We start from the raw sequence: 20,488 nt of genomic DNA, 5'->3' as shown, positions 1-20,488 counted from the left end.
AGGCTCTGGTGCCGGCGTTTTCCTTTCCTACATCTTTATTGTCCACATTGGCAGTTGCCGGAACGACCTTTTGCCGGTTATCGTGTCAGTGCGAAAATGGGATTTAGGCTCATGAATAGAACACAACATCGCGCTCGCGCCATTGCAATTGCTCAAACCCGTGACAATGCCAAATTGGTGGCCATCCGGCTGCTGATGCTGGCAACCGGCGCCACGGCGGCCTGCATTGCTTACCTTGCGGTGCGCAGCTTCTGATATCATCGGCCTGATCGGCTTCGGCCGCCGTTCGCCGGCGGCCAGCACGTGCGCATACGCCCGGCATTCTCTCGTCCGCGGCCTTACCTCCCTGCATTTCAAGGCTTTTCCCGAGTTATCGATGGCGTTGTAGGTCATTGCCACGGCGCCTTATCCGAAAATTAATTAATCGGACTCACAATCCGCGAAGATTTTCTGGGGCGTGCTTCTACAACGTAGAGCCGAAGCAATGATTGCCTCCCGACATGGTTGGGGACCCCGTCTGCGAACATCTCAAGTTTGATGGTTATGCATCCGGTCAGCGCCGTGGCGGCGTCGGCAGGGGTAGTACGGTGTATGAGAGGCCAGAGCCACCATGTTCATTGACAAGATCCTGTCTCGTTTCAAGATCAAGACGAAGGTTCTGATCTTCGTGCTGCCTTTCGTCATCAGCATTTCCGCCGTCGGCCTCACCGGGCTCTACGCTTCGGGCCTGCTGCAGGGGCGGATGGAAATTTCCAACAGCGTGCTGCAATCGCTGACGGGCTTCAAGAACCTCTACGCTTCGATGGATGACTTCCTGCGCATCACCAACGAACAGCAGCGCGACAAGCTCTATCAGGACATCAAATCGCAGCAGGGTGTCCTGAACGCGACGCTCGACCAGCTCGGTAAGGATGCGGAGGGCCGCGATAATCTGACGGATGCGACGACGAAGACGGCCGACACGGCAAACCTGGTTGCCAAGCTCTGGACGCTGCACGAGCAGGAAGTCGCCTTTCGCAAGGTGATCGAAGACGCGCAGAGAGCGCTGATCAGCGCTCGCTTCAATGTCGATTTCGATGGTCAGCAACTGGAAGATCAGATGCGCAAGGACCAGGCCGACGCGACCGCGACGCTGCGCGCCGCCGACCGCCTGCTGAAGGGCGGCGATGCCCTTGTCTCCGTCGCGGAAGATTTCAACAAGGCCGCAACGCCCGCCGATAAGGTCAAGCTGCTCAAGGACCGGTTGCCTGATCTCAACAAGGCGCTACGGGCGATCGATCTCGCCGTGCCGCAAAACCAGAAAAGCGTCGTGCAGTCGCTGGCCGGCACCATCAAGGATCTCGGCGCTTTCGCCGAAAGCACTGATGTTCCGACGGACGATACCGTCACCGCCATCGGTCGGCTCCTCTCGCGCTTCCGGCAGATGTCGACCTATACGCAGCTCACGGCAACGCAGATGATGCGCCAGGCGACCACGACCTTCGTTCAACTGGACGCCCGTGTCGTCCAGACCAATTCCGTTCTGCAGGACACCCGCCGTCTCGAAGGTTCGATCTATTCGCTGCAGCTCGTGCTTGCCGACTTCACCGCCAATACCACCAAGGAAAATCTCGTCCGTCTGCGCCAGGAAATCGCCAAACTCGGTGGCGACATGAATACGCTGAACCAGAGTGCCAAGGACATGGATTTCGCCGGCGATATCGACAAGGCCATCCGCCCGGCCATCAAGTCGATGGATGAAGCCGGCGGCAAGCTGGTCGATACCATCACCCAGCGCATCGCCGAATATGCCAGCGCCCGCCAGCAGCTCGATCAGGTCTGGGGTCAGCTCACCGCCTTTGCCGAAACCCAGAAGCAGAGCGCCGGCACGGAGCGCGACCAGGCGAACTACATCTCGATCCTCGCCACCACGCTTGGCATCATCCTCTCAGTCGCCGGCGGCATCGCCCTGGTCCTGACCCTGCAGCGTCCGATCGGTCAGATCACCGCCGCCATGCGCCGCATTGCCGACGGCATGCTGGAAACTGCGATCTCCGGCGAGCAGCGCCACGACGAAATCGGCGACATGGCCCGCGCACTCGGCATCTTCAAGGAAAACGCGCTTTCGAAGATACGCATCGAGGAGCAAAGCGACGAGGAGCGCACCGCAGCCGAGCACGAGCGCCAGCGCAACGATGCCGAAAAGCGCGAGCTAGACCGTCAGATCGACTTCGCCGTCAGCGAACTTGCCGCCGGCCTCGAGCGCCTGGCTCAAGGCGATATCTCTGCTAGCATCCAGACGCCTTTCATCGGCCGCCTCGAACAACTCCGCCAGGATTTCAACAGCTCGCTGTCGCGTCTGCAGCAGACGCTCAGCCAGGTGCGCGACAATGTCGAGATGATCCAGAGCAACGGCAGCCAGATGGCAGCTTCCGCCGAGGACTTGTCGAAGCGCACCGAACAGCAGGCGGCCGCGTTGGAAGAAACCGCCGCCGCCGTGGATGAAATCACCGTCACCGTCCGCTCGTCCGCCGAGCGCGCCAAGGAGGCGGATGCGATCGTGCGCGAAGCCAAGCGCAGCGCCGACGACAGCTCCGTCGTCGTAGGTAACGCCATCGATGCGATGGGCCGTATCGAAGATGCCTCACGCCAGATCGAGCAGATCATCGGCGTCATCGACGAGATCGCCTTCCAGACCAACCTGTTGGCGTTGAATGCCGGTATCGAAGCTGCCCGCGCCGGCGAGGCTGGCAAGGGCTTTGCGGTCGTCGCCATGGAGGTGCGCGAACTTGCGCAGCGCTCCGCCGCCGCCGCGCAGGAGATCAAGGGGCTGATCAACAAATCGACCCACGAGGTCAATTCCGGCTCGCAGTTCGTGCAGGAAGCCGGCTCGGTGCTCGCCCAGATCAGCGGTCAGATCGTTACCATCAGCCAGCATGTGGAAATGATCGCGCGCGCCAGCCACGATCAGGCAAGCGCGCTGCAGGGGGTCAACTCTTCCGTCAACCAGATGGACCAGATGACACAGAAGAATGCGGCCATGGTCGAGGAAACCACGGCGGCCAGCCGCGAACTGGCCACCGAAGCGGATGCGTTGCTCTATCTCATCCAGCAGTTCAAGATCGAAGGCGGGCAGGGCGCGGGCTATATGCGTGCGCATGCCGCCTGACCACAGCAATCGTCGCTATCACAGGCGGATCGGTCCGTATCGGGCCGGTCCGCCTTTTTCGTTTTGAGCCATGCATAGCCGGTATCGAGAGCGTTCCCGAGCCAGGTAAACAGCGGCCAGGGGTCACGGCCATATTCTTGGTAGAAAGCGTCCTCGTTGCGACGCCATAGCGCGTGGCGGGCGTCGTTCTCCAGTTCGATAATTCTGGCCAAAGCGATGCAGTCGATCATGGGAGGTCTCCATATTGAAAAGCATCCCTTCAATTACGCAGAGAAATCTTCTTTATAAACAGCCGTTTTCGCTCTATGTTTTTCAGTCATGAAAAATGCGACCTGGGATTCCTATCAGCTTTTCCTCGACGTCGCCCGCGGCGGCGGGTTGACGGGGGCTGCATCTTCCAGCGGTTTGAGCCCGGCAACGATCGGCCGGCGCATGCTGGAATTGGAGAGCCAGATCGGACGCACGCTCTTCCAGCGCAGCCAGACGGGCTACGCGCTAACGGGCGACGGGCAAGCGCTCTTCGACCAGCTTCTGGAGATGGAGGCCGCCGCCCGCAAGGTGGATAGCTGGCAGCGCGACGCCCAGGGGATGTCCGTCGTTCGCATTGCCGCCGGAACCTGGGTCGGCTGGCTGCTCAGCCAGAACATGCCGACGATCTGTTCGGAGCGGGATGGATTCCGCATCGATCTATATCTCGGCGAGCGCCGCGCCAGCCTTGCCCACCGCCAAAGTGACATCGGCATCCGCGCCTTCGAACCGGAGGAGATCAATCTCGCCGCCATCAAGACCGGCGACGTCGCCTATGCCGCCTATCAGGCGCGCAACATGCGCTTTTCCGGCCAGCAGCGTTGGATCGCGGTGGCGGAGGAGGAGGCGGTATCGTCCTATCTGCGCTGGCCGCATCAGAACAGACGCGAGGAGATCGCCTTCACGGTCAGCCGCCCGCGCTCGCTTCACGATCTCGTGCTCGCGGGAGCAGGTATCGCCGTTCTGCCCTGCTTCGTCGGCGATCAGGAACCGAGGCTGGAACGGGTCGGCGAGGAGATCGTGTCCCTGCGCCATCGACAGTGGATCGTCATGAACGATGCCGACCGTCATCGGCGGGATATCCGCACCGTGATCGATCGTATGACCAAGTTGCTGAAAAGCCATGCGGAACTGTTTGCGGGCAAGCGCCCGACCTACGCGTAAAAACCGGCGGCCGAAGCGGCTGCCGGTTGGATCTCTTGTTCAGCGAGCAGCGTCGCCCCAGCGATATTCCACTGTCGCGTCGTCCAGCTTCGCCTTCAGCGCCGGATCGAGCTTGAGATCGATGGCGGCGAGCGTGTCGGTCAGTTGCTCCGGACGGCTGGCGCCGATAATGGCGGAGGTGATCACCGGATTGGCGGCCACCCAGGCGACGGCGAGCTTGGTAAGCGAATGGCCGGCCTCGTCGGCGATACCGCGCAGTTTCTCGATCGTCGCGAATTCGCGTTCATGCCAGTAGCGCTGCAGATAGTTCGTGCCGGCATTGCGCAGTTGCGAGCTGAAGCGGCCTTCGGTCGGCGCGACGTCGTGCCTGTGTTTGCCGGTCAGAAGGCCGCCGGCGATCGGATTGTAGGGAATGACGGCGAGGCACTGTTCTTCCGCAAGCGGCAGCAGTTCGCGCTCGATCTGGCGGAACAGCAGATTGTAGCGCGGCTGCACGGAGACGAAGCGGGCGGTGCGCAGGAAATCGGCGCGGCCGAGCGCCAGGGCCAGCCGGTAAGCGAGGAAATTCGATACGCCGACATAGCGCGCCTTGCCCGAGCGCACGATGACGTCGAGCGCCTCCAGCGTCTCGTCGAGTGGTGTGTCGCGGTCGTCGGAATGAAGCTGATAAAGGTCGACATAGTCGGTGCCGAGACGCCGCAGCGATGCATCGATGGCGTCGAGAAGGTGCTTGCGCGACGCGCCCTGATCCCAGGGGGAGGGACCGACTTTGCCGACCGCCTTGGTGGCGACGATGAAGCGGTCGCGTCTGCCCTTCAGCCAGCGGCCGACGATTTCCTCGGTGCGGCCGGCAAGCTCCTCGCCGCCGCCGAGTGGATAGACGTCGGCGGTGTCGATGAAGTTAACGCCGGCATCGGTCGCCTTGTCGAGAATGGCATGTGCAATGTCTTCCTGCTCGATCTGCAGGCCGAAGGTCATGGTGCCGAGGCAGAGGCGCGAGACGCTGAGACCGGTATTGCCGAATTTTTTATACTGCATGGTGGAAACCCTTGGAAAGACGGGTTGCGTTTGCCCTTGGGGCAGGGCGGTGAAAAACCGGTGGGAGTTTATTGGTGGGATGATACGGCGCGAGGTTAGCAAAGCCCATCCCGGCATTCACGCAGGAAGCGGGCCTCGCGTTCACAATCGCGTGCGCTCGCCCATCGTTGGTTTCCGCTGCGGGACCAATCCATTTTCAGCAAATCCGTGAAAGCTCATACTGCCTTGCTTTTCCCCCTTGTGGCCTTCGGAATTCCTTTCTAGTCTGACGGGAAAAACAGAGGGTTGGGTATCGTCGCGATGCCCTTGAACAAAACAGGAGAGACCATGAAGTCCATGTTCGCACGGCTTGCAGCAACGGCTTTCGCAGCCGTTTCGCTGGTGACGGCAGCCCAGGCCGCAGACAAGGTCGTCAATATCTACAACTGGTCGGATTATATCGATGATTCGATCCTGGCCGATTTCACCAAGGAAACCGGCATCAAGGTTGTCTACGATACCTTCGATTCCAATGAGACCCTGGAAACCAAGCTCCTTGCGGGCAAAACCGGCTACGACATCGTCGTGCCGACGGCGGACTTCCTGCAACGCCAGATCAAGGCCGGTGTGTTCCAGAAGCTCGACAAGTCGAAGCTGCCGAACATCTCCAACATGTGGGACATGGTGATGCAGCGCATCTCCACCTACGATCCCGGCAACCAATATGCCATCGACTACATGTGGGGCACCAATGGCATCGGCTACAATGTCGACAAGGTGAAGCAGATCCTCGGCACCGACGACAAGCCGACGCTCGATGTGATCTTCGACCCGAAGGTCGCCGCCAAGTTCAAGGATTGCGGCATCTATATGCTCGATGCGCCGAAGGACGTCATCCCGACAGTGCTGGCCTATCTCGGCCTCGATCCGAACTCGACCAAGCAGGAGGATTTCAAGAAGGCTGAGACTCTTCTGGCATCGATCCGGCCTTTCGTCCGCAAGTTCCATTCGTCCGAATATATCAATGCGCTGGCCAACGGCGATATCTGCATCGCTTTCGGCTATTCCGGCGATGTGCTGCAGGCGCGCAATCGCGCCGAAGAGGCCAAGAACGGCGTGCATGTCGACTATTCGATGCCGAAGCAGGCGCAGATGTGGTTCGACGTCATGGCGATCCCGGCCGATGCGCCGCATGTGGCCGAGGCGCATGAATTCCTGAATTACATCATGAAGCCGGAAGTCATCGCCAAGGCCAGCAACTTCGTCGCCTACGCCAACGGCAACAAGGCTTCGCAGCAGTTCGTGAACAAGGAAGTCCTCGAGGACCCGGCGGTCTATCCGACCGATGAGATCATGAAACACCTGTTCACGGTGACGCCGTGGGATCCGAAGACGCAGCGCCTGGCGACGCGCTTGTGGACCAAGGTTGTTACCGGTCAATAAGTCAGACAAAGGCCCGGACGGAAACGTCCGGGCCTTTCCTTAGACCATGCGTCCAGGTCGCTGAGCGGTCGCGGACGGGGTAATACGAATTCTGAAGCGCTACCGGGTGGGGAAAGCCGGAGCGACACAGAATCAATTCGGGGATAGATGATGAAGTCTCTCGGTAATATCCGGCGTTCCTTTGCTCCTTGGACGGATCCTTCGGCAAAGCCATATATTTCCTTCAAGAACGTCACGAAGAAGTTCGGCGATTTCACCGCCGTCGACAATCTTTCGCTGGATATCTACAACCGCGAATTCTTCGCTCTGCTCGGCGCGTCCGGCTGCGGCAAGTCCACGCTGCTGCGCATGCTGGCGGGCTTTGAACAGCCGACGACGGGCGAGATCGTTCTCGACGGCCAGAATCTTGCCGGCACGCCGCCCTATCGCCGCCCCGTCAACATGATGTTCCAATCCTACGCGCTCTTCCCGCATATGACGGTGGAAAAGAATATCGCCTTCGGGCTGCGCCAGGATGGCATGCCGAAAGCGGAGATCGCCGAGCGCGTTGCGCAGATGCTGAAGCTCGTCAAGCTGGAGCAATTTTCCAATCGCAAGCCGAACCAGCTCTCCGGTGGCCAGCGCCAGCGCGTGGCGCTCGCCCGATCGCTCGCGAAGCGGCCGAAGGTGCTGCTGCTCGACGAGCCGCTCGGCGCGCTCGACAAGAAGCTGCGCGAGGAGACACAGTTCGAGCTCATGGACCTGCAGCAGAGCCTTGGCCTCACCTTCGTCGTCGTCACCCACGATCAGGAAGAGGCGATGACCATGGCCGACCGCATTGCCGTGATGAGCCATGGCAGGGTCGTGCAGGTGGCGACGCCGGCGGAGATCTATGAGGCTCCCAATTCCCGCTTCGTCGCAGACTTCATCGGTGACGTGAACATCCTCGACGGCAATGTCACGCGCGCAAATGGCGGCACGGTCGAGATTGCCGTCGATAATGGCTTCACCCTGCGCACGGCAGCTAGCGAAATGCTCACTGAGGGCAGCCGCGCCGGCTTTGCCATCCGGCCGGAAAAGCTACGTGTCACGCCGCGCCCGCCCGCCAACGCCTCGGTCAATGCCGCCGAGGGCGAGATCTGGGATATTGCCTATCTAGGCGACATGACGGTCTTCCACGTCAAGCTGAAGAGCGGACAGGTCGTCAAGGCTTCGTCGCTGAATGCAGTGCGCGCCGTGGAGGAACCTTTCTCCTATGATCAGGGCGTCTGGGTCTCCTTCGATGAAAATGCCGGCGTGCTGCTGAAGGATTGACCATGAGGACGCTCGGCTCTTCCATCTACCAGCGCCTCGTCATCATCGTGCCCTATGCCTGGCTGCTGGTTTTCTTTCTCGCGCCCTTCCTGATCGTCTTCCGCATTTCGCTGTCGACGAAGGCGCTCTCGGTTCCGCCCTATGATCCGGCTTTCAGTTGGTCGGACAGTTTCAGCGATTGGTGGGACAAGCTGCAGAGCATGTCCTTCGACAACTACACCTGGCTGGCCGGCGATCCCCTCTATTTCAACGCCTATCTCCAAAGCCTGAAGATTTCCGGCATATCGACGATCCTGACTCTGATCATCGCCTATCCCATTGCTTACGGTATGGCGCAGGCGCCGCGCAGCATCCGCCCGACGCTGTTGATGCTGGTCATCCTGCCGTTTTGGACGAGTTTCCTGATCCGCGTCTATTCCTGGATGTCGATCCTGAGCACGACGGGCTTGCTCAATCAATTGCTGATGACGCTCGGCATCATCCATGAGCCGCTGGTGATCCTGAATACCAATACCGCCGTCTATATCGGCATGGTCTATTCCTATCTGCCCTTCATGGTGCTGCCGCTCTATTCCTCGCTGGAAAAGATGGACGGCACGCTGATCGAGGCGGCACAGGACCTCGGCTGCACGCCGATCGGTGCCTTCTGGCGCGTGACTTTTCCTTTGTCGATCCCCGGTGTGATCGCCGGCTGCATGCTGGTTTTCATCCCCGCGGTCGGCGAGTTCGTCATCCCAGACCTGCTTGGCGGCTCCGAAACGCTGATGATCGGCAAAGTGTTGTGGAGCGAGTTCTACGGCAATACAGACTGGCCGCTGGCATCGGCGGTGGCGACCATCTTGCTGCTTGTGCTGGTGATACCCATCGTCTTCTTCCAGCACATACAGGCAAAAGCCGATGAGAAGGGGAGATAGGTCATGATTCGCTGGTCCCGCTTCAACATCGTCTCCGTAATGCTCGGCCTTGCATTCCTTTATTTGCCGATCCTGCTGCTGGTCATTTATTCCTTCAACGCCTCGCGGCTGGTCACAGTCTGGGGCGGCTTCTCGACCCAGTGGTACAGCCATCTGCTCAGCAACGACAGCATGCTCAACGCCGCATGGCTGACTGTGCGCATTGCCTTGCTCTCGGCGACGATCGCCACCGTCCTTGGCACGCTGGCGGCGCTCACGCTCGTGCGCTACACGCGCTTCCGCGGCCGCATCCTGTTTTCCGGCATGATCTATGCGCCGCTGGTCATGCCCGACGTCATCACCGGCCTGTCGCTGCTGCTGCTCTTCGTCACCGCCGACCTCGATCGCGGCTTCTGGACGATCGTCATGGCGCATACGACGCTGACCATGTGTTTCGTCGCCGTCGTCGTGCAGTCCAGGCTTCTGAGCTTCGATCGCTCGATCGAGGAGGCGGCGCTCGATCTCGGCGCGCCGCCGGTGCGCACCTTCTTCGAGATCACGCTGCCGATCATCGCGCCGGCCGTGTTCTCCGGCTGGGTGCTGGCGCTGACGCTGTCGCTAGACGACTTGGTGATCGCCACTTTTGCTTCGGGGGCTGGCGCAAAGACATTGCCGATGCTGATCTACAGCCAGGTGAAGCTCGGCGTGACGCCTGAGATCAACGCCATCTGCACCATCCTGATCGGCGTCGTCACCATCGGCGTCATCTGCGCCTCCGTCGTCACCAAGCGCCGCGAAGTGCAGCGCCAAAGGGACGAGCAGGCGGCTGCCGCGGCATAGGTCAGAGCCAACCGCAGACGGAACCTGTTATTGCTGCGTCTGCTGGTCAGGCTTCTTCAGCAGCGTCGTGACCGGCGAGATCACCGGGTCCGGCCAGGTGCCGCCGATGAAGAACGGCAGCATCGGCAGCTCCGTCGCATTGGCCGGATTGCTCGCCTGCATCGTGCCCGACAGCGCCAGTGCGTTGCTGCGGAAGGGAACGACGCCGTTCAGCATCACCGTTTCGTTGCGCCCGACGATCTGGGCGCTGTGAACCTCGACCGATCCCTTGGCAACGCTAGCATCGACGTTGAGGCTGTCGAAATCGAAGGCCGTGTCGGCGATATCGCTCATCCGGAAAAAGGCCTTTTCGGACGCAAGCGCACGGAAGGCTGAGATGTTGAATTGCCGGAAGGAGCCGGTGGCCGACGTGAAATGCATCTTGCCGGCGACATCGCTGAGATTGGCAGCCCAGATCGGCTTCGACGTGCTGAGCGAAAGATCCAGAGAACCGGTCGTCAGCGGTAGAGGTCCTGCAAGGTTCAGCCGGGTGAATAGCCCGCCAAAATCGGCATCGTGGATAGAGATCTGCAATTTGCCGCCGCCATCGAAGTCGCCTTGCGTGACCTCCAGATGCGAGGTGAGCTCTCCACCCTCGAAGCCGCTGTCGCCGATATCGAATTTTGCCTTGCCGCCCGCAACCAGCAGGCTGGCGCCGATATTATCGAACTGGAAGGGGCCGAGCACGGCTTTGTTCGACGAGAGCCGCATATCCAAATCGAGGCGCTGCAGCGGATTGCCGTTGAGCAATGCGTCGATGGCCGTATCCGCGGCCAGCCGCATGGAGAAGGCCGCCAGGAACGGATTGAGGTTCATCTGGTCGAAGGCGAGCGTTCCGGAAATCTTCGGCTTGCCGCTTGTCGTATAGCTCAAATCCATGACGCCGGACGCCGCGGATTCGTTGACCTTGAAGTTCAGATTGTTAAAGCGCAGGCCATTCGGGATCGCGGCGACGTCGGCATTGAGAGAGACGTTGCGCAGTGTATCGGCGGCCGGCAGATGTTCTCCGCTCCAGGCCAGGAAAGACGGCACATTCGGCACGCTCAGATCCAGATTTCCGGCGAGCGCGGAGAGATTGGAAATGCTGGTGGCGCCTGCATAGGTCCAGTTGATCAGCGGCGAGGAGAAGCTTGTCTTCGCATCGACGCTCTTGCCGGCAAAGAGCAGCAGAGGCTGGGCAGAATTGAAATCGATCTTGACGTCCTGACCGTTGAGCCGCGCCAGAATGACGGCAGTCATCGCCCCGGACAGCCGCGGCCAGGAGATGTCCGCATTTATGCTGCTCATCTTGTAGAGATTGCCGCTGCGATCGTCCGTCATTTCGACGCGACCGTCCTCGATCGTCAGCATGCCGATGACGGCATCCTGATCCTTGCTGATCGGCATGCCCTGGTTGGAGGACGTCTCCACCCGCTCGATTGCCTTGGACAGCAGCCCCTCATTCGTCCAGTCGATCAGACCGGTCTCGTCACGCCGGATGTAGATCACCGGCCGCAGGAAATGGAATTCATGAAAATGCGCGCGCCCGCGCAGCGCCGCAAACAGCGAGAAGTCCGCCGAAAGGCTGTCGACATGGCCAAGCACCTTGCCGTTTTTCGTCGGTTCGCGGATGGTAACCTGGTTGAGCGTCACGCGCGGCGTCGGCCAGAATTCCAGCGTCGGCGCGCCCTCGATCTGGGCGCGATATCCCGTCCAGTCCGACAGGGCATTCTCGATGCCGGCCCGCACCAGGCCGCTGGAAATCAGGAAGGGAGCAGTTGCCCGGAAAACGGCGAAGACGATGATGATGGTGAGAAGGACGATGCCAGTGGTGCGCGCAACGGCAGGTAGCCAGCGCGAGGCCGATCGCATCGTCAACCACCACTTTTTATTCCTCGACGCTCTCATGATCCAACTCAGACTTTCATACTGATAGCGCTGATATGCCTCCGTTTGCCGGATATAGGAAATGATTGGCGGATGCAAACATTGTACAGCAGGAATGCCGACAACTCAGTGACTTTATAATGCGCTGCAGCATGGTATATAAGCCGAAAACCGGAGGAGATAATATGCGAGATACTCAGCCGCTCTGGACGCCATCGGATGAATTTCGCCGGCAAAGCCCGATGTTTGTCTTCATGGAAGACTGCAACCGACGCTTCGGCCTATCGCTTTCCGATTTCGCCAGCCTGCATGCCTGGTCAATCGCCGACCGGGAAACCTTCTGGACGGCAGTATGGGATTTTTGTGACATCAAGGGAAAACGTGGCGAAAGGGCGCTGATCAACGGCGACCAGATGCTGGAGGCGCGTTTCTTTCCCGATGCCGAGCTGAATTTCGCCGAGAACCTGCTGTCGAAAAGCGGCGAGGGCGATGCGCTGGTCTTCTGGGGCGAAGACAGGGTGCGCGACCGCTGGTCCTGGGACCGGCTCTCGGCCATGGTGTCGCGCCTGCAACAGGCCTATCGCTCTCTCGGCATCGGCCGGGGTGACCGTGTCGCCGCCATGATGCCGAACATGCCGGAAACCATCGCCTGCATGCTGGCGGCCGCCTCGATCGGCGCTATCTGGTCCTCCTGCTCCCCGGATTTCGGCGAGCAGGGCGTCTTGGATCGCTTCGGCCAGATCGAGCCGAAACTCTTCATCGCCTGCAGCGGCTATTGGTATGGCGGCAAATTGCAGGATGTGACGGCAAAGGTCGGCGCCATCGCGCAACGCCTCGGCGCGCCTGCCGTCATCGTTCCCTACGCCGGCGATGCCGAGGCGGTCGCGGCGGCAACGCCGGATGCAAGGACTTTGGATGCGTTCATCGCGCCTTTCGAGGCGAAGGCGGTAGAATTCGAGCCGCTGCCGTTTTCTCATCCGCTGTTCATCCTGTTTTCCTCGGGCACGACAGGCGTGCCGAAATGCATCGTCCATTCGACCGGCGGCGCATTGCTGCAGCTCATGAAGGAGCATCGCCTGCATTGCGGCGTGGTCCCCGGCGAAAAGGTCTTCTACTTCACCACCTGCGGCTGGATGATGTGGAACTGGCTGGTGACGGGGCTTGCCGCCGGCGCCACTCTCTGCCTCTACGACGGTTCGCCTTTCGCGCCTGACGGCAATATCCTTTTCGACTATGCGCAGGCGGAGAAATTCGCTCTGTTCGGCACCTCGGCCAAATATATCGACGCCGTGCGCAAGAGCGGCCTGACGCCGAAAACTTCGCATGATCTCTCCAGCCTGCGGCTGATGACTTCCACCGGTTCGCCGCTGTCGCCGGAAGGCTTCTCCTTCGTCTATGAGGGCATCAAGGACGACATCCAGCTCGCTTCCATCTCGGGAGGCACCGATATCGTCTCCTGCTTCGTGCTCGGCAATCCCTTGCAGCCGGTTTGGCGCGGCGAAATCCAGGGACCCGGGCTCGGCCTTGCCGTCGATGTCTGGAACGAGGAGGGCAAGCCCGTGCGCGGCGAAAAGGGCGAGCTTGTTTGTGCCAAAGCCTTTCCCTCGATGCCGGTGATGTTCTGGAACGACCCCGACCGGGTCAAATATCACGCCGCTTATTTCGAGCGTTTCGACAATGTCTGGTGCCATGGTGATTTTGCCGAGTGGACGGAGCATGGTGGCCTGATCATCCATGGCCGTTCGGACGCGACGCTCAATCCCGGCGGCGTCCGCATCGGCACGGCGGAGATCTACAATCAGGTCGAGCAGATGCCCGAAGTTCTCGAAGCGCTCTGCATCGGCCAGGATTGGGATGATGATGTGCGCGTCGTGCTTTTCGTTCGCCTCGCGGCCGGCGCGGCACTGACGGAAGGTCTGATGAAGGCGATGAAGACCCGCATTCGCACCGGCGCCTCGCCCCGCCATGTACCGGCCAAGATCATCGCCGTCAGCGATATTCCGCGCACGAAGTCCGGCAAAATCGTCGAGCTCGCAGTCCGCGACGTCGTGCATGGCCGGCCGGTGAAGAACAAGGAAGCGCTTGCCAATCCCGAAGCGCTGGACCTCTTTGCCGGGCTGGAGGAGCTCAAGAACTGATGCCCTCTTAAAACTGAGGGGCAAAGGCTGGCCTATCGGCGGTAACTCGGCGTTAAGAGAGATTGGTCAAAGGTAAAATCCAACTTGGGGCCGTTCGTTTGAACTTTGGACGGCTTGGAGCCGAAAGGTTCCCGAAACATGAAGTTGACCGACTCGAGCTTCGTTAGGCAGCATGAACTTCCAAGGCAGCGCTATTCGCTGCCTTTTTTTCGTTGTGCGTCGCACAAATACGCGCCCGCTCTGTACAATGGCCTGCCGACCAAGTATGTGCACGCCTGAAGAAGAGGCCTGCGACGTGCGGGCCACGATGATCCGCGCCGGCTGGCGCGCGAAGAATTCCGAAAGACACGGATAATGACTGAATTCGAAGGCATCGTTCCTGCGATCGCCCAGGCTTTGGCAAAGCGCGGTTACGAAGCGCTGACGCCGGTACAGAAGGCCATGCTCGATCCCGGCCTGGCCGGCAAGGACGCACTGGTTTCGGCCCAGACGGGCTCCGGCAAGACGGTTGCCTTTGGCCTGGCCCTGGCGCCGAGCCTGCTGGAGGGTGCCGAGCGCTTCGGCCCCGCCGACACGCCGCTGGCATTGGCGATCGCGCCGACCCGCGAACTGGCGCTGCAGGTGCAGCGCGAGCTGGAATGGCTGTATGAACTGACCGGCGCGACCATTGCCTCCTGCGTCGGCGGCATGGATATGCGCACCGAGAAGCGGGCGCTGGAACGCGGCGCGCACATCGTCGTCGGCACTCCGGGCCGTCTTTGCGACCATATCCGCCGTAATTCGCTTGATATCTCCGAGCTCAAGGCCGTGGTGCTGGACGAGGCCGACGAGATGCTCGATCTCGGCTTTCGTGAAGACCTCGAATTCATCCTGGAAACGGCGCCGGCCGAGCGGCGGACATTGATGTTTTCGGCAACCGTGCCGCGCTCGATCGCAAAGCTCGCCGAAAACTACCAGCGCGACGCCGTGCGCATCGCCACCGCCTCGGAAGCCAAGCAGCATGTCGATATCGACTATCGCGCCCTGACCGTCGTTCCGAGCGACAGGGAAAACGCGATCATCAACGTTCTGCGCTACTATGAGGCGCAGAACGCTATCGTCTTTTGCTCGACGCGTGCGGCCGTCAACCATTTGACCGCGCGCTTTAACAACAGAGGCTTCTCCGTTGTGGCCCTATCAGGCGAGCTCAGCCAGAGCGAACGCACCCATGCGCTGCAGGCCATGCGCGACGGCCGCGCCCGTGTCTGCATCGCAACGGACGTCGCCGCCCGTGGCATCGATCTGCCGGGCCTGGAGCTGGTGGTTCATGCCGACCTGCCGACCAACCCGGAAACGCTGCTGCACCGCAGCGGTCGCACCGGCCGCGCCGGCCGCAAGGGCGTCAGCGCCCTCATCGTGCCGCTGAGCGCCCGCCGTCGCACCGAACGCCTGCTGGAAGCCGCCCGCATCCGCGCCACCTGGGCAAAGCCGCCGTCGGCTGACGAAGTGAGCCAGCGTGACGATGAACGTCTTCTCGCCGATCCGGTATTCACGGCCCCGCTTGCCGAAGACGAGCAGTCCATCGTGCGGCAGTTGCTGGAGCGCCATGGCGCCGAGCAGGTCGCCGCTGCATTCCTGCGGCAATATCGAACCGGCCACTCCGCGCCTGAGGAGTTGCAGGACGTGCCTGCCGAAGGCGAGCGCAGAAAGCCACGCCACGACGATTTCCCCGTTACTCACCACGACGGGCCGTCTGCGGGACGCAACGACTTCACCGACGGCGTCTGGGTGTCGCTTTCGGTCGGCCGCAAGCAAAATGCCGAGCCGCGCTGGCTGATCCCGATGCTCTGCCGCAATGGCGGCCTCACCAAGCGCGACATCGGCGCGATCAAGATGATGCCGGAAGAAACCTTCGTCGAGTTTTCGCAAGAAGGCGCCGAACGCTTCCTGTCGATGATCGGCCCCGACAAGACCCTGGAGCGCGGCATCCGCGTCAAGCCGCTGGCCGGCGTGCCGGATTTTTCGCAGGCCAAGCGGGAAGGAACCTACGGCAAGAAGAAGCCCTTCGCGGACAAGGGTGCCCGCCCGAACGACGCCGCCAAGCCGAAATGGAAGTCCGACCGCAAGCCGGAACGGGCACAGGCCGGCGAGGGCAGTGTCTCCGAACGTCCGGACAAGAAGCCCTGGGCTAAGAAGCCGGGCAAGCCGAATTTCGCCAAGAAAGACGCCGGCCCGGCAGCAGGCAAGCCCAATTCGAGGGCCAAGCGCAAGGCTGCGAAGGCGCGCGGGGAGTAATCCCGCCGCCGCGCTCAAGGTCAGCGCGGCGCCCGTCGCTGCCGAAGGTACGTCGCCGCGACAGCCATGCACGCGCCGTCCCACCTCAGGCGACCGACTTGCCCTACGGTTCCGCCAACTTCGCGGTGAGGGGTTTTTCTGCGAAAGAGCAATGGGATGGGCATCAGAAACTATTTGATCGAAGGTGTTTCCGGCACCGGAAAGACGTCCGTCTGCCAAGAACTGCGGCGACGCGGTTTCCATGCCATCAATGGTGATACGGAGTTGGCTTATCAGGGTGATCCAAAGACGGGACAACCCGTGGATGGCCTTGCCCATCAGCACCATATTTGGAGCGTAGATAAGGTGAAAGCGCTGGTGGCCGATCAAAGCCATGCTGCGTCATTCTTCTGCGGCGGCTCTCGGAATTTCTCCAGCTTCATTGCTTTGTTCGACCGGGTTTTCATTCTCGAGGTCGATCTGGAGACGCTGACCCGACGCCTTGCCGAGAGGCCGGAAACCGAGTGGGGCGGAAGACCTGCCGAACGGCAATTTATTAGGCGATTGCACGCAACGAAAGAAGATATCCCGAGGGGTGGTATCGTCATCGATGCCACTGCGCCGATTGAAAGCGTCGTGGATGAGATTCTGGAAAAGTGCAGCTAGGTCGCAGACCGGTTCTTTGTCGCTATCCCCGCATCTCCCGGCAAGAGGAGATCGCTATTCAGAGTGCCGTTACTCGAAAAGACCAAGCTCGCCGGTGATGGCGGTAGTGGTTTGACCCTGGCGTCTTGAAAACCGGCGCGCCTTGCCATTTCGGCTAGATCCTTCTGCGTGTAGGCCTCGCCCTTTGGCGTGCTGGCGAGCATTTCCCATGAGAAAGCGGCTGGAAAGGGAGGCGAGACGAGATCGTCGTTGGGCACGAATTCCACCCCGACCACCTTGCCGTCGCGACTCAGGCTGGCCCGGACCTTTCTGAGCAATTCGGCGCAGGTTTCTATGTCGAAGTGATGGAGGAAGTTCGGAAGCAGGATCAGATCGTAGTCCGTGCCCCAATCGACCTCGAATGCGCTGCCGGGAACGACCTTGTAGCGCTCTGCGACACCAAATTGTCGCGCATTATATTTAGCCAACTCCAGAACCGAGCTCCAATCCACCGCGACAATCTGGGCTGAAGGAAAAGTCTTCGCCATTTCGATCCCGAAACGACCGTGTCCTGCGGCGATGTCCAGAATCTTCTTCGGCGATATCCGCAGGTTGGCCATTTCCGCTGCGAGGCTGACTGCGCTGCTGCCGGTGAATGAACCCATGCCGCGGGCAAACTTCACCCACACGGGATTGTCCGGCGACATATTTGCCAATCCAACGGACCCGCCGTTGCGGACATAGGAGGTCGGGTCGTCCAGCACCTGCTTGAGGATTTCCGGCGCGGCGATGAACTCGATGGCTGAGCCCATATAGGCCGGCGAATGCCGGTCGAGGAATACGCGGCTGGATGGCGTGAGAACATATTGATCGCCTTTCTTGGTCAGAAAGCCGTTTACAACGAGATAGTCGCACAGAATGCGTACACCGCGTTCGGCCGCATTCGTCGCGGCTGCCAATGACGCAGCGTTGCGGCCGTCACCGATCAAGGTAAAAAGATCGAGTTCTATGGCGGCCTTGATCGCGGCTGTCTTTCGGCACGCAAACATCGCATCAACTATCAGATTGGGCGAAATCTCGCCTGTGCCTGCTTCTGCCGCCGTCGATGACATTGGAGCCCCCTCATGCGCCAACGACCGACCAAGATAGCCGATCTCCACGGAGGAACTATCCCACGAAAGGCAACCAAAAGTAAGTTTGCTACTGCTAAAGTATAGTGGCACGTGGAGCAGAGGCAGAGAATGTCTGCCTCCGGCAATATGATAGGTCAGACCTTTTCCGCTAAGGGACTGCGCGACGTCATCCAGACTCCCACCAGCGTCACCGCCAACCCTACGAACATCGCCGTCGTCAGCGGTTCGGAGAACAGGGCCCAGGCCCAGAACATGGTAACGGGCGGGCTGAGATAGATGGCTGCGCTGACCTGCGCGACCGGGAAGAGGCGCAGGCTGGTATAATAGACTGAATAGGCGGCAAAGGTTGCGATCAGCACCAGCCATATCATGCCGATAGCGAAACCGCGCGTCAGCGGCGGCGCAAGATCGCCTTGCATCATGGCGCAGATGCCGAAGAGCACCGAGGCCGTAAGGGTATGAATGCAAAGGCTTTGATGAACGGGCATGTGCCTGCTCCGCCGCCGCTTGTGCAGAACCGATGCGAAGGCAAAGACCAGCATCGAGCCGACGGTCAATCCATAGGCCCAGATTGGGGCCGCACCGAAGCTGAGGCTGTCTATTGAGACGATCAGCACGCCCGCCACCGCGATCGCCGTTCCCAGCCATTGGCGCGCGCTCAGCCGCTCGCCCAAAACAGGCTGCGACAGGGCGGCAATCGCCAGCGGCAAGAGGTCGGAGATCAGCGCCACCAGCCCCGTCGGCACCCGCTGTTCGATCGCCAGTGCAAAGCCGCCCAGATAAAGGAAGACCGACATCACGCCGAACAGCATCTGTTCCGCTATCGCACGCAGCCGCATGCGCGGCCCGATCGCCAAGGCAAAGGGTAGCAGGACCAATCCCGACAGAAGCGTGCGCCAGAACAGGACCAACATGACGCTGGCTTCCTGGCTGGCATAGCGGATACCGACGAAGCCGGAACTCCAGCTAAAGATCAGCAGCGTAGCCATCAGGGGCCAAAGGAAGCGGCTGTTGTTCAGTAGGGGCCGGGACAGGGATTGGTCGGTCATTGGGCTCTCGGTTGGATGTCACCTATCCCTCAGCCATAGGTCAGGACCCATCCGATTACACATGACAAATATCGATCATGGCATGACATCTCAATCTTAAAACTAATGAATATTTGCCAAATACCGCCGGAATATGCATTCTCTCTGCAAGATCATCATATAAGCCGAGTTTGCCATGACCGAGTTCACCAGCCGGCGTTTGGAAATCGATGCGCTGCGCGCATTGTGGGCGATCCGCCATCACGGGGGCATCACCCGTGCGGCCGAGGCCCTGAGCCTCTCGCAATCCGCCGTCAGCCATAAGATCAAGCGGCTCGAGACGAGCCTCGATTGCGATCTGCTGAGCCGCAAGCCCGGAGCGTCGATGTTCACCGCCGCCGGGGAGGATCTGCTGGACTATGCGGGACGCATCCTCGGCCTGCACGACGAGGCGCTCTTGAGCCTCTCGAAGACGTCGCTCGCCGGCCGCGTCGCCCTCGGCTTGACCGAGGATACCACCTGCACCGATCTCGCGCGCATATTGGGGCGATTTCGCCGCCTGCATCCGAACGTCTCTGTTCGCACCAAGGTCCGCATGAGCTTGGTCCTGCGGGGAATGCTGGAGCGGGGAGAGCTTGATGCCGCCATCGTGCAGGTTTTCGCGCATGAAGTCCGCCCGACCGATATCGTTCTGTTTCGGGAACAGCTTCATTGGGTCAAGCATCCTGATCTATCGCTGCCGCAAGACGGGCCGGTTCCTTTTCTGTCCTTCGACGATGAGTGCTTCTATCGCCGCTGGGCGCTCGACATCGGACAGGACGGCGGCGTGGTTCTCGAAACCGTGTTCGAATGTGCGAGCGCGGCGGGGATTATTGCGGCCGTTACCTCGGGCTTGGGCGTGGCGCTTCTGAACGGCCGCCATCTGCAGCCCGACATGGAGATCGTCACCAACGGCCTGCCGGCACCCCCTGCCTTGGCCTATGTGGTGCGCCGCGGACGCAAGGTGAGAAATCCCGCGCTCGATACCCTTGTGGCAGAGATCGAAAGCGAAATCAGTCGTTACGGAGGGCTGGCTCTGGCGAGTTGAGCTGATTGGAGGCAGAATGCCGTCCTCGAACAGGCACCGGAATGGAGCGGCGTACACATGCTGATCGGCTCATGTCACTGTGGCGAGGCGGGCTGGACGCTCAAGGGCGATCCAGGCTCGATCACGGCCTGCAATTGCACGCTCTGTCGGCGCTATGGTGCGCTATGGGCCTATGACTATGAATGGGAGCGGATTTCCGTCACCGGACGGACTTCGTCTTACACGCGCGCCGGCAGGGACAACCCCTCTCTCGAAATATTGTTCTGCCCGTCCTGCGCCTGCGTATTGAGCTGGCGTGGCCTACGGCTGCAAAAGGATGGCCGCCGACGTATCGCCGTGAACCTGCGGCTTGCGCCGCCGGACCTCGTCGCTGACCTGCCGATCGATCATTTCGATGGGCTCGATACGTTTGAAGACCTTCCTTCCAAAGGGCGCTGCGTGCGCGATCTCTGGTTTTGAGGGCGGGCGATCTCT

The 20,488-nt window shown here is 60.7% G+C and carries 17 protein-coding genes; 12 read left to right on the top strand and 5 right to left on the bottom strand.

Going from position 1 to position 20,488, the window contains the following annotated elements:
• Positions 1-111 precede the first annotated feature (111 nt).
• Both ACXHXG_RS03925 and ACXHXG_RS03920 read left to right on the top strand, forming a co-directional pair.
• Positions 112-255 carry a hypothetical protein gene (locus tag ACXHXG_RS03925; RefSeq protein ID WP_199773517.1) on the top strand — a complete coding sequence of 48 codons (144 nt, stop codon included), beginning with the start codon at positions 112-114 and terminating at the stop codon, positions 253-255.
• Positions 256-610: 355 nt separating this feature from the next.
• Positions 611-3,148, top strand: a complete 2,538-nt coding sequence (locus ACXHXG_RS03920; RefSeq protein WP_457898544.1) for a methyl-accepting chemotaxis protein — start codon at positions 611-613, stop codon at positions 3,146-3,148.
• Here ACXHXG_RS03920 and ACXHXG_RS03915 read toward each other — a convergent pair.
• Positions 3,124-3,378, bottom strand: a complete 255-nt coding sequence (locus tag ACXHXG_RS03915; RefSeq protein WP_457898543.1) for a hypothetical protein — start codon at positions 3,376-3,378, stop codon at positions 3,124-3,126. The genes ACXHXG_RS03920 and ACXHXG_RS03915 overlap by 25 nt on opposite strands.
• Positions 3,379-3,466: 88 nt before the next feature.
• Between ACXHXG_RS03915 and ACXHXG_RS03910 the strand changes: the two genes are divergently transcribed.
• A complete protein-coding gene (locus tag ACXHXG_RS03910; RefSeq protein ID WP_457898542.1) occupies positions 3,467-4,339 on the top strand; it encodes a LysR family transcriptional regulator in 873 nt (290 codons plus the stop codon).
• Between the two features lie 39 nt (positions 4,340-4,378).
• Here the strand turns inward: ACXHXG_RS03910 and ACXHXG_RS03905 are convergent, their stop codons facing one another.
• Positions 4,379-5,377, bottom strand: coding sequence for an aldo/keto reductase (locus ACXHXG_RS03905; protein WP_457898541.1), 999 nt, complete (start codon positions 5,375-5,377; stop codon positions 4,379-4,381).
• 336 nt (positions 5,378-5,713) lie between these two features.
• On the opposite strand from ACXHXG_RS03905, the gene ACXHXG_RS03900 reads away from it, so the two are divergent.
• From ACXHXG_RS03900 to ACXHXG_RS03885, 4 genes are all read left to right on the top strand, one after another.
• On the top strand, positions 5,714-6,799 hold the full coding sequence (locus tag ACXHXG_RS03900; RefSeq protein ID WP_457898819.1) for a polyamine ABC transporter substrate-binding protein: 1,086 nt from the start codon (positions 5,714-5,716) through the stop codon (positions 6,797-6,799).
• A gap of 150 nt (positions 6,800-6,949) precedes the next feature.
• Positions 6,950-8,092 carry an ABC transporter ATP-binding protein gene (locus tag ACXHXG_RS03895; RefSeq protein WP_283051443.1) on the top strand — a complete coding sequence of 381 codons (1,143 nt, stop codon included), beginning with the start codon at positions 6,950-6,952 and terminating at the stop codon, positions 8,090-8,092.
• 2 nt (positions 8,093-8,094) lie between these two features.
• Positions 8,095-9,006, top strand: coding sequence for an ABC transporter permease subunit (locus ACXHXG_RS03890; protein ID WP_283049185.1), 912 nt, complete (start codon positions 8,095-8,097; stop codon positions 9,004-9,006).
• Positions 9,007-9,009: 3 nt separating this feature from the next.
• Positions 9,010-9,825: an ABC transporter permease subunit gene (locus ACXHXG_RS03885; protein ID WP_457898540.1), complete on the top strand. Its 816-nt coding sequence runs from the start codon at positions 9,010-9,012 to the stop codon at positions 9,823-9,825.
• 27 nt (positions 9,826-9,852) lie between these two features.
• Here the strand turns inward: ACXHXG_RS03885 and ACXHXG_RS03880 are convergent, their stop codons facing one another.
• Positions 9,853-11,751 carry an AsmA family protein gene (locus tag ACXHXG_RS03880; RefSeq protein WP_457898539.1) on the bottom strand — a complete coding sequence of 633 codons (1,899 nt, stop codon included), beginning with the start codon at positions 11,749-11,751 and terminating at the stop codon, positions 9,853-9,855.
• Between the two features lie 164 nt (positions 11,752-11,915).
• Between ACXHXG_RS03880 and ACXHXG_RS03875 the strand changes: the two genes are divergently transcribed.
• The 3 genes from ACXHXG_RS03875 (at position 11,916) to ACXHXG_RS03865 (ending at position 16,787) form a co-directional block, all read left to right on the top strand.
• The gene (locus tag ACXHXG_RS03875) at positions 11,916-13,868 is read left to right on the top strand and encodes an acetoacetate--CoA ligase (RefSeq protein WP_457898538.1); all 1,953 of its coding nucleotides are present in this window, start codon (positions 11,916-11,918) and stop codon (positions 13,866-13,868) included.
• Positions 13,869-14,222: 354 nt separating this feature from the next.
• On the top strand, positions 14,223-16,142 hold the full coding sequence (locus ACXHXG_RS03870) for a DEAD/DEAH box helicase (protein ID WP_457898537.1): 1,920 nt from the start codon (positions 14,223-14,225) through the stop codon (positions 16,140-16,142).
• Positions 16,143-16,298: 156 nt separating this feature from the next.
• Positions 16,299-16,787 carry an AAA family ATPase gene (locus ACXHXG_RS03865; protein WP_457898536.1) on the top strand — a complete coding sequence of 163 codons (489 nt, stop codon included), beginning with the start codon at positions 16,299-16,301 and terminating at the stop codon, positions 16,785-16,787.
• On the opposite strand, the gene ACXHXG_RS03860 is transcribed toward ACXHXG_RS03865, so the two are convergent.
• Together ACXHXG_RS03860 and ACXHXG_RS03855 are read right to left on the bottom strand one after the other, a co-directional pair.
• Positions 16,784-17,878, bottom strand: a complete 1,095-nt coding sequence (locus tag ACXHXG_RS03860) for an SAM-dependent methyltransferase (protein ID WP_457898535.1) — start codon at positions 17,876-17,878, stop codon at positions 16,784-16,786. The two genes, ACXHXG_RS03865 and ACXHXG_RS03860, sit on opposite strands and share 4 nt — an antisense overlap.
• Before the next feature lie 155 nt (positions 17,879-18,033).
• Positions 18,034-18,948: a DMT family transporter gene (locus tag ACXHXG_RS03855; RefSeq protein ID WP_457898534.1), complete on the bottom strand. Its 915-nt coding sequence runs from the start codon at positions 18,946-18,948 to the stop codon at positions 18,034-18,036.
• A gap of 175 nt (positions 18,949-19,123) precedes the next feature.
• Between ACXHXG_RS03855 and ACXHXG_RS03850 the strand changes: the two genes are divergently transcribed.
• Together ACXHXG_RS03850 and ACXHXG_RS03845 are read left to right on the top strand one after the other, a co-directional pair.
• Positions 19,124-20,014, top strand: a complete 891-nt coding sequence (locus tag ACXHXG_RS03850; RefSeq protein ID WP_104822056.1) for a LysR family transcriptional regulator — start codon at positions 19,124-19,126, stop codon at positions 20,012-20,014.
• 57 nt (positions 20,015-20,071) lie between these two features.
• Positions 20,072-20,473 (top strand): GFA family protein, encoded by a 402-nt coding sequence (locus tag ACXHXG_RS03845; RefSeq protein ID WP_457898533.1) that lies wholly within the window; start codon positions 20,072-20,074, stop codon positions 20,471-20,473.
• Positions 20,474-20,488 lie beyond the last annotated feature (15 nt).

The sequence above is a fragment of the Rhizobium sp. LEGMi-198b genome, from assembly GCF_054114205.1.
The sequence above is the reverse complement of the archived record's forward strand: the minus strand, read 5'-3'. Positions and strand labels throughout refer to the sequence as shown.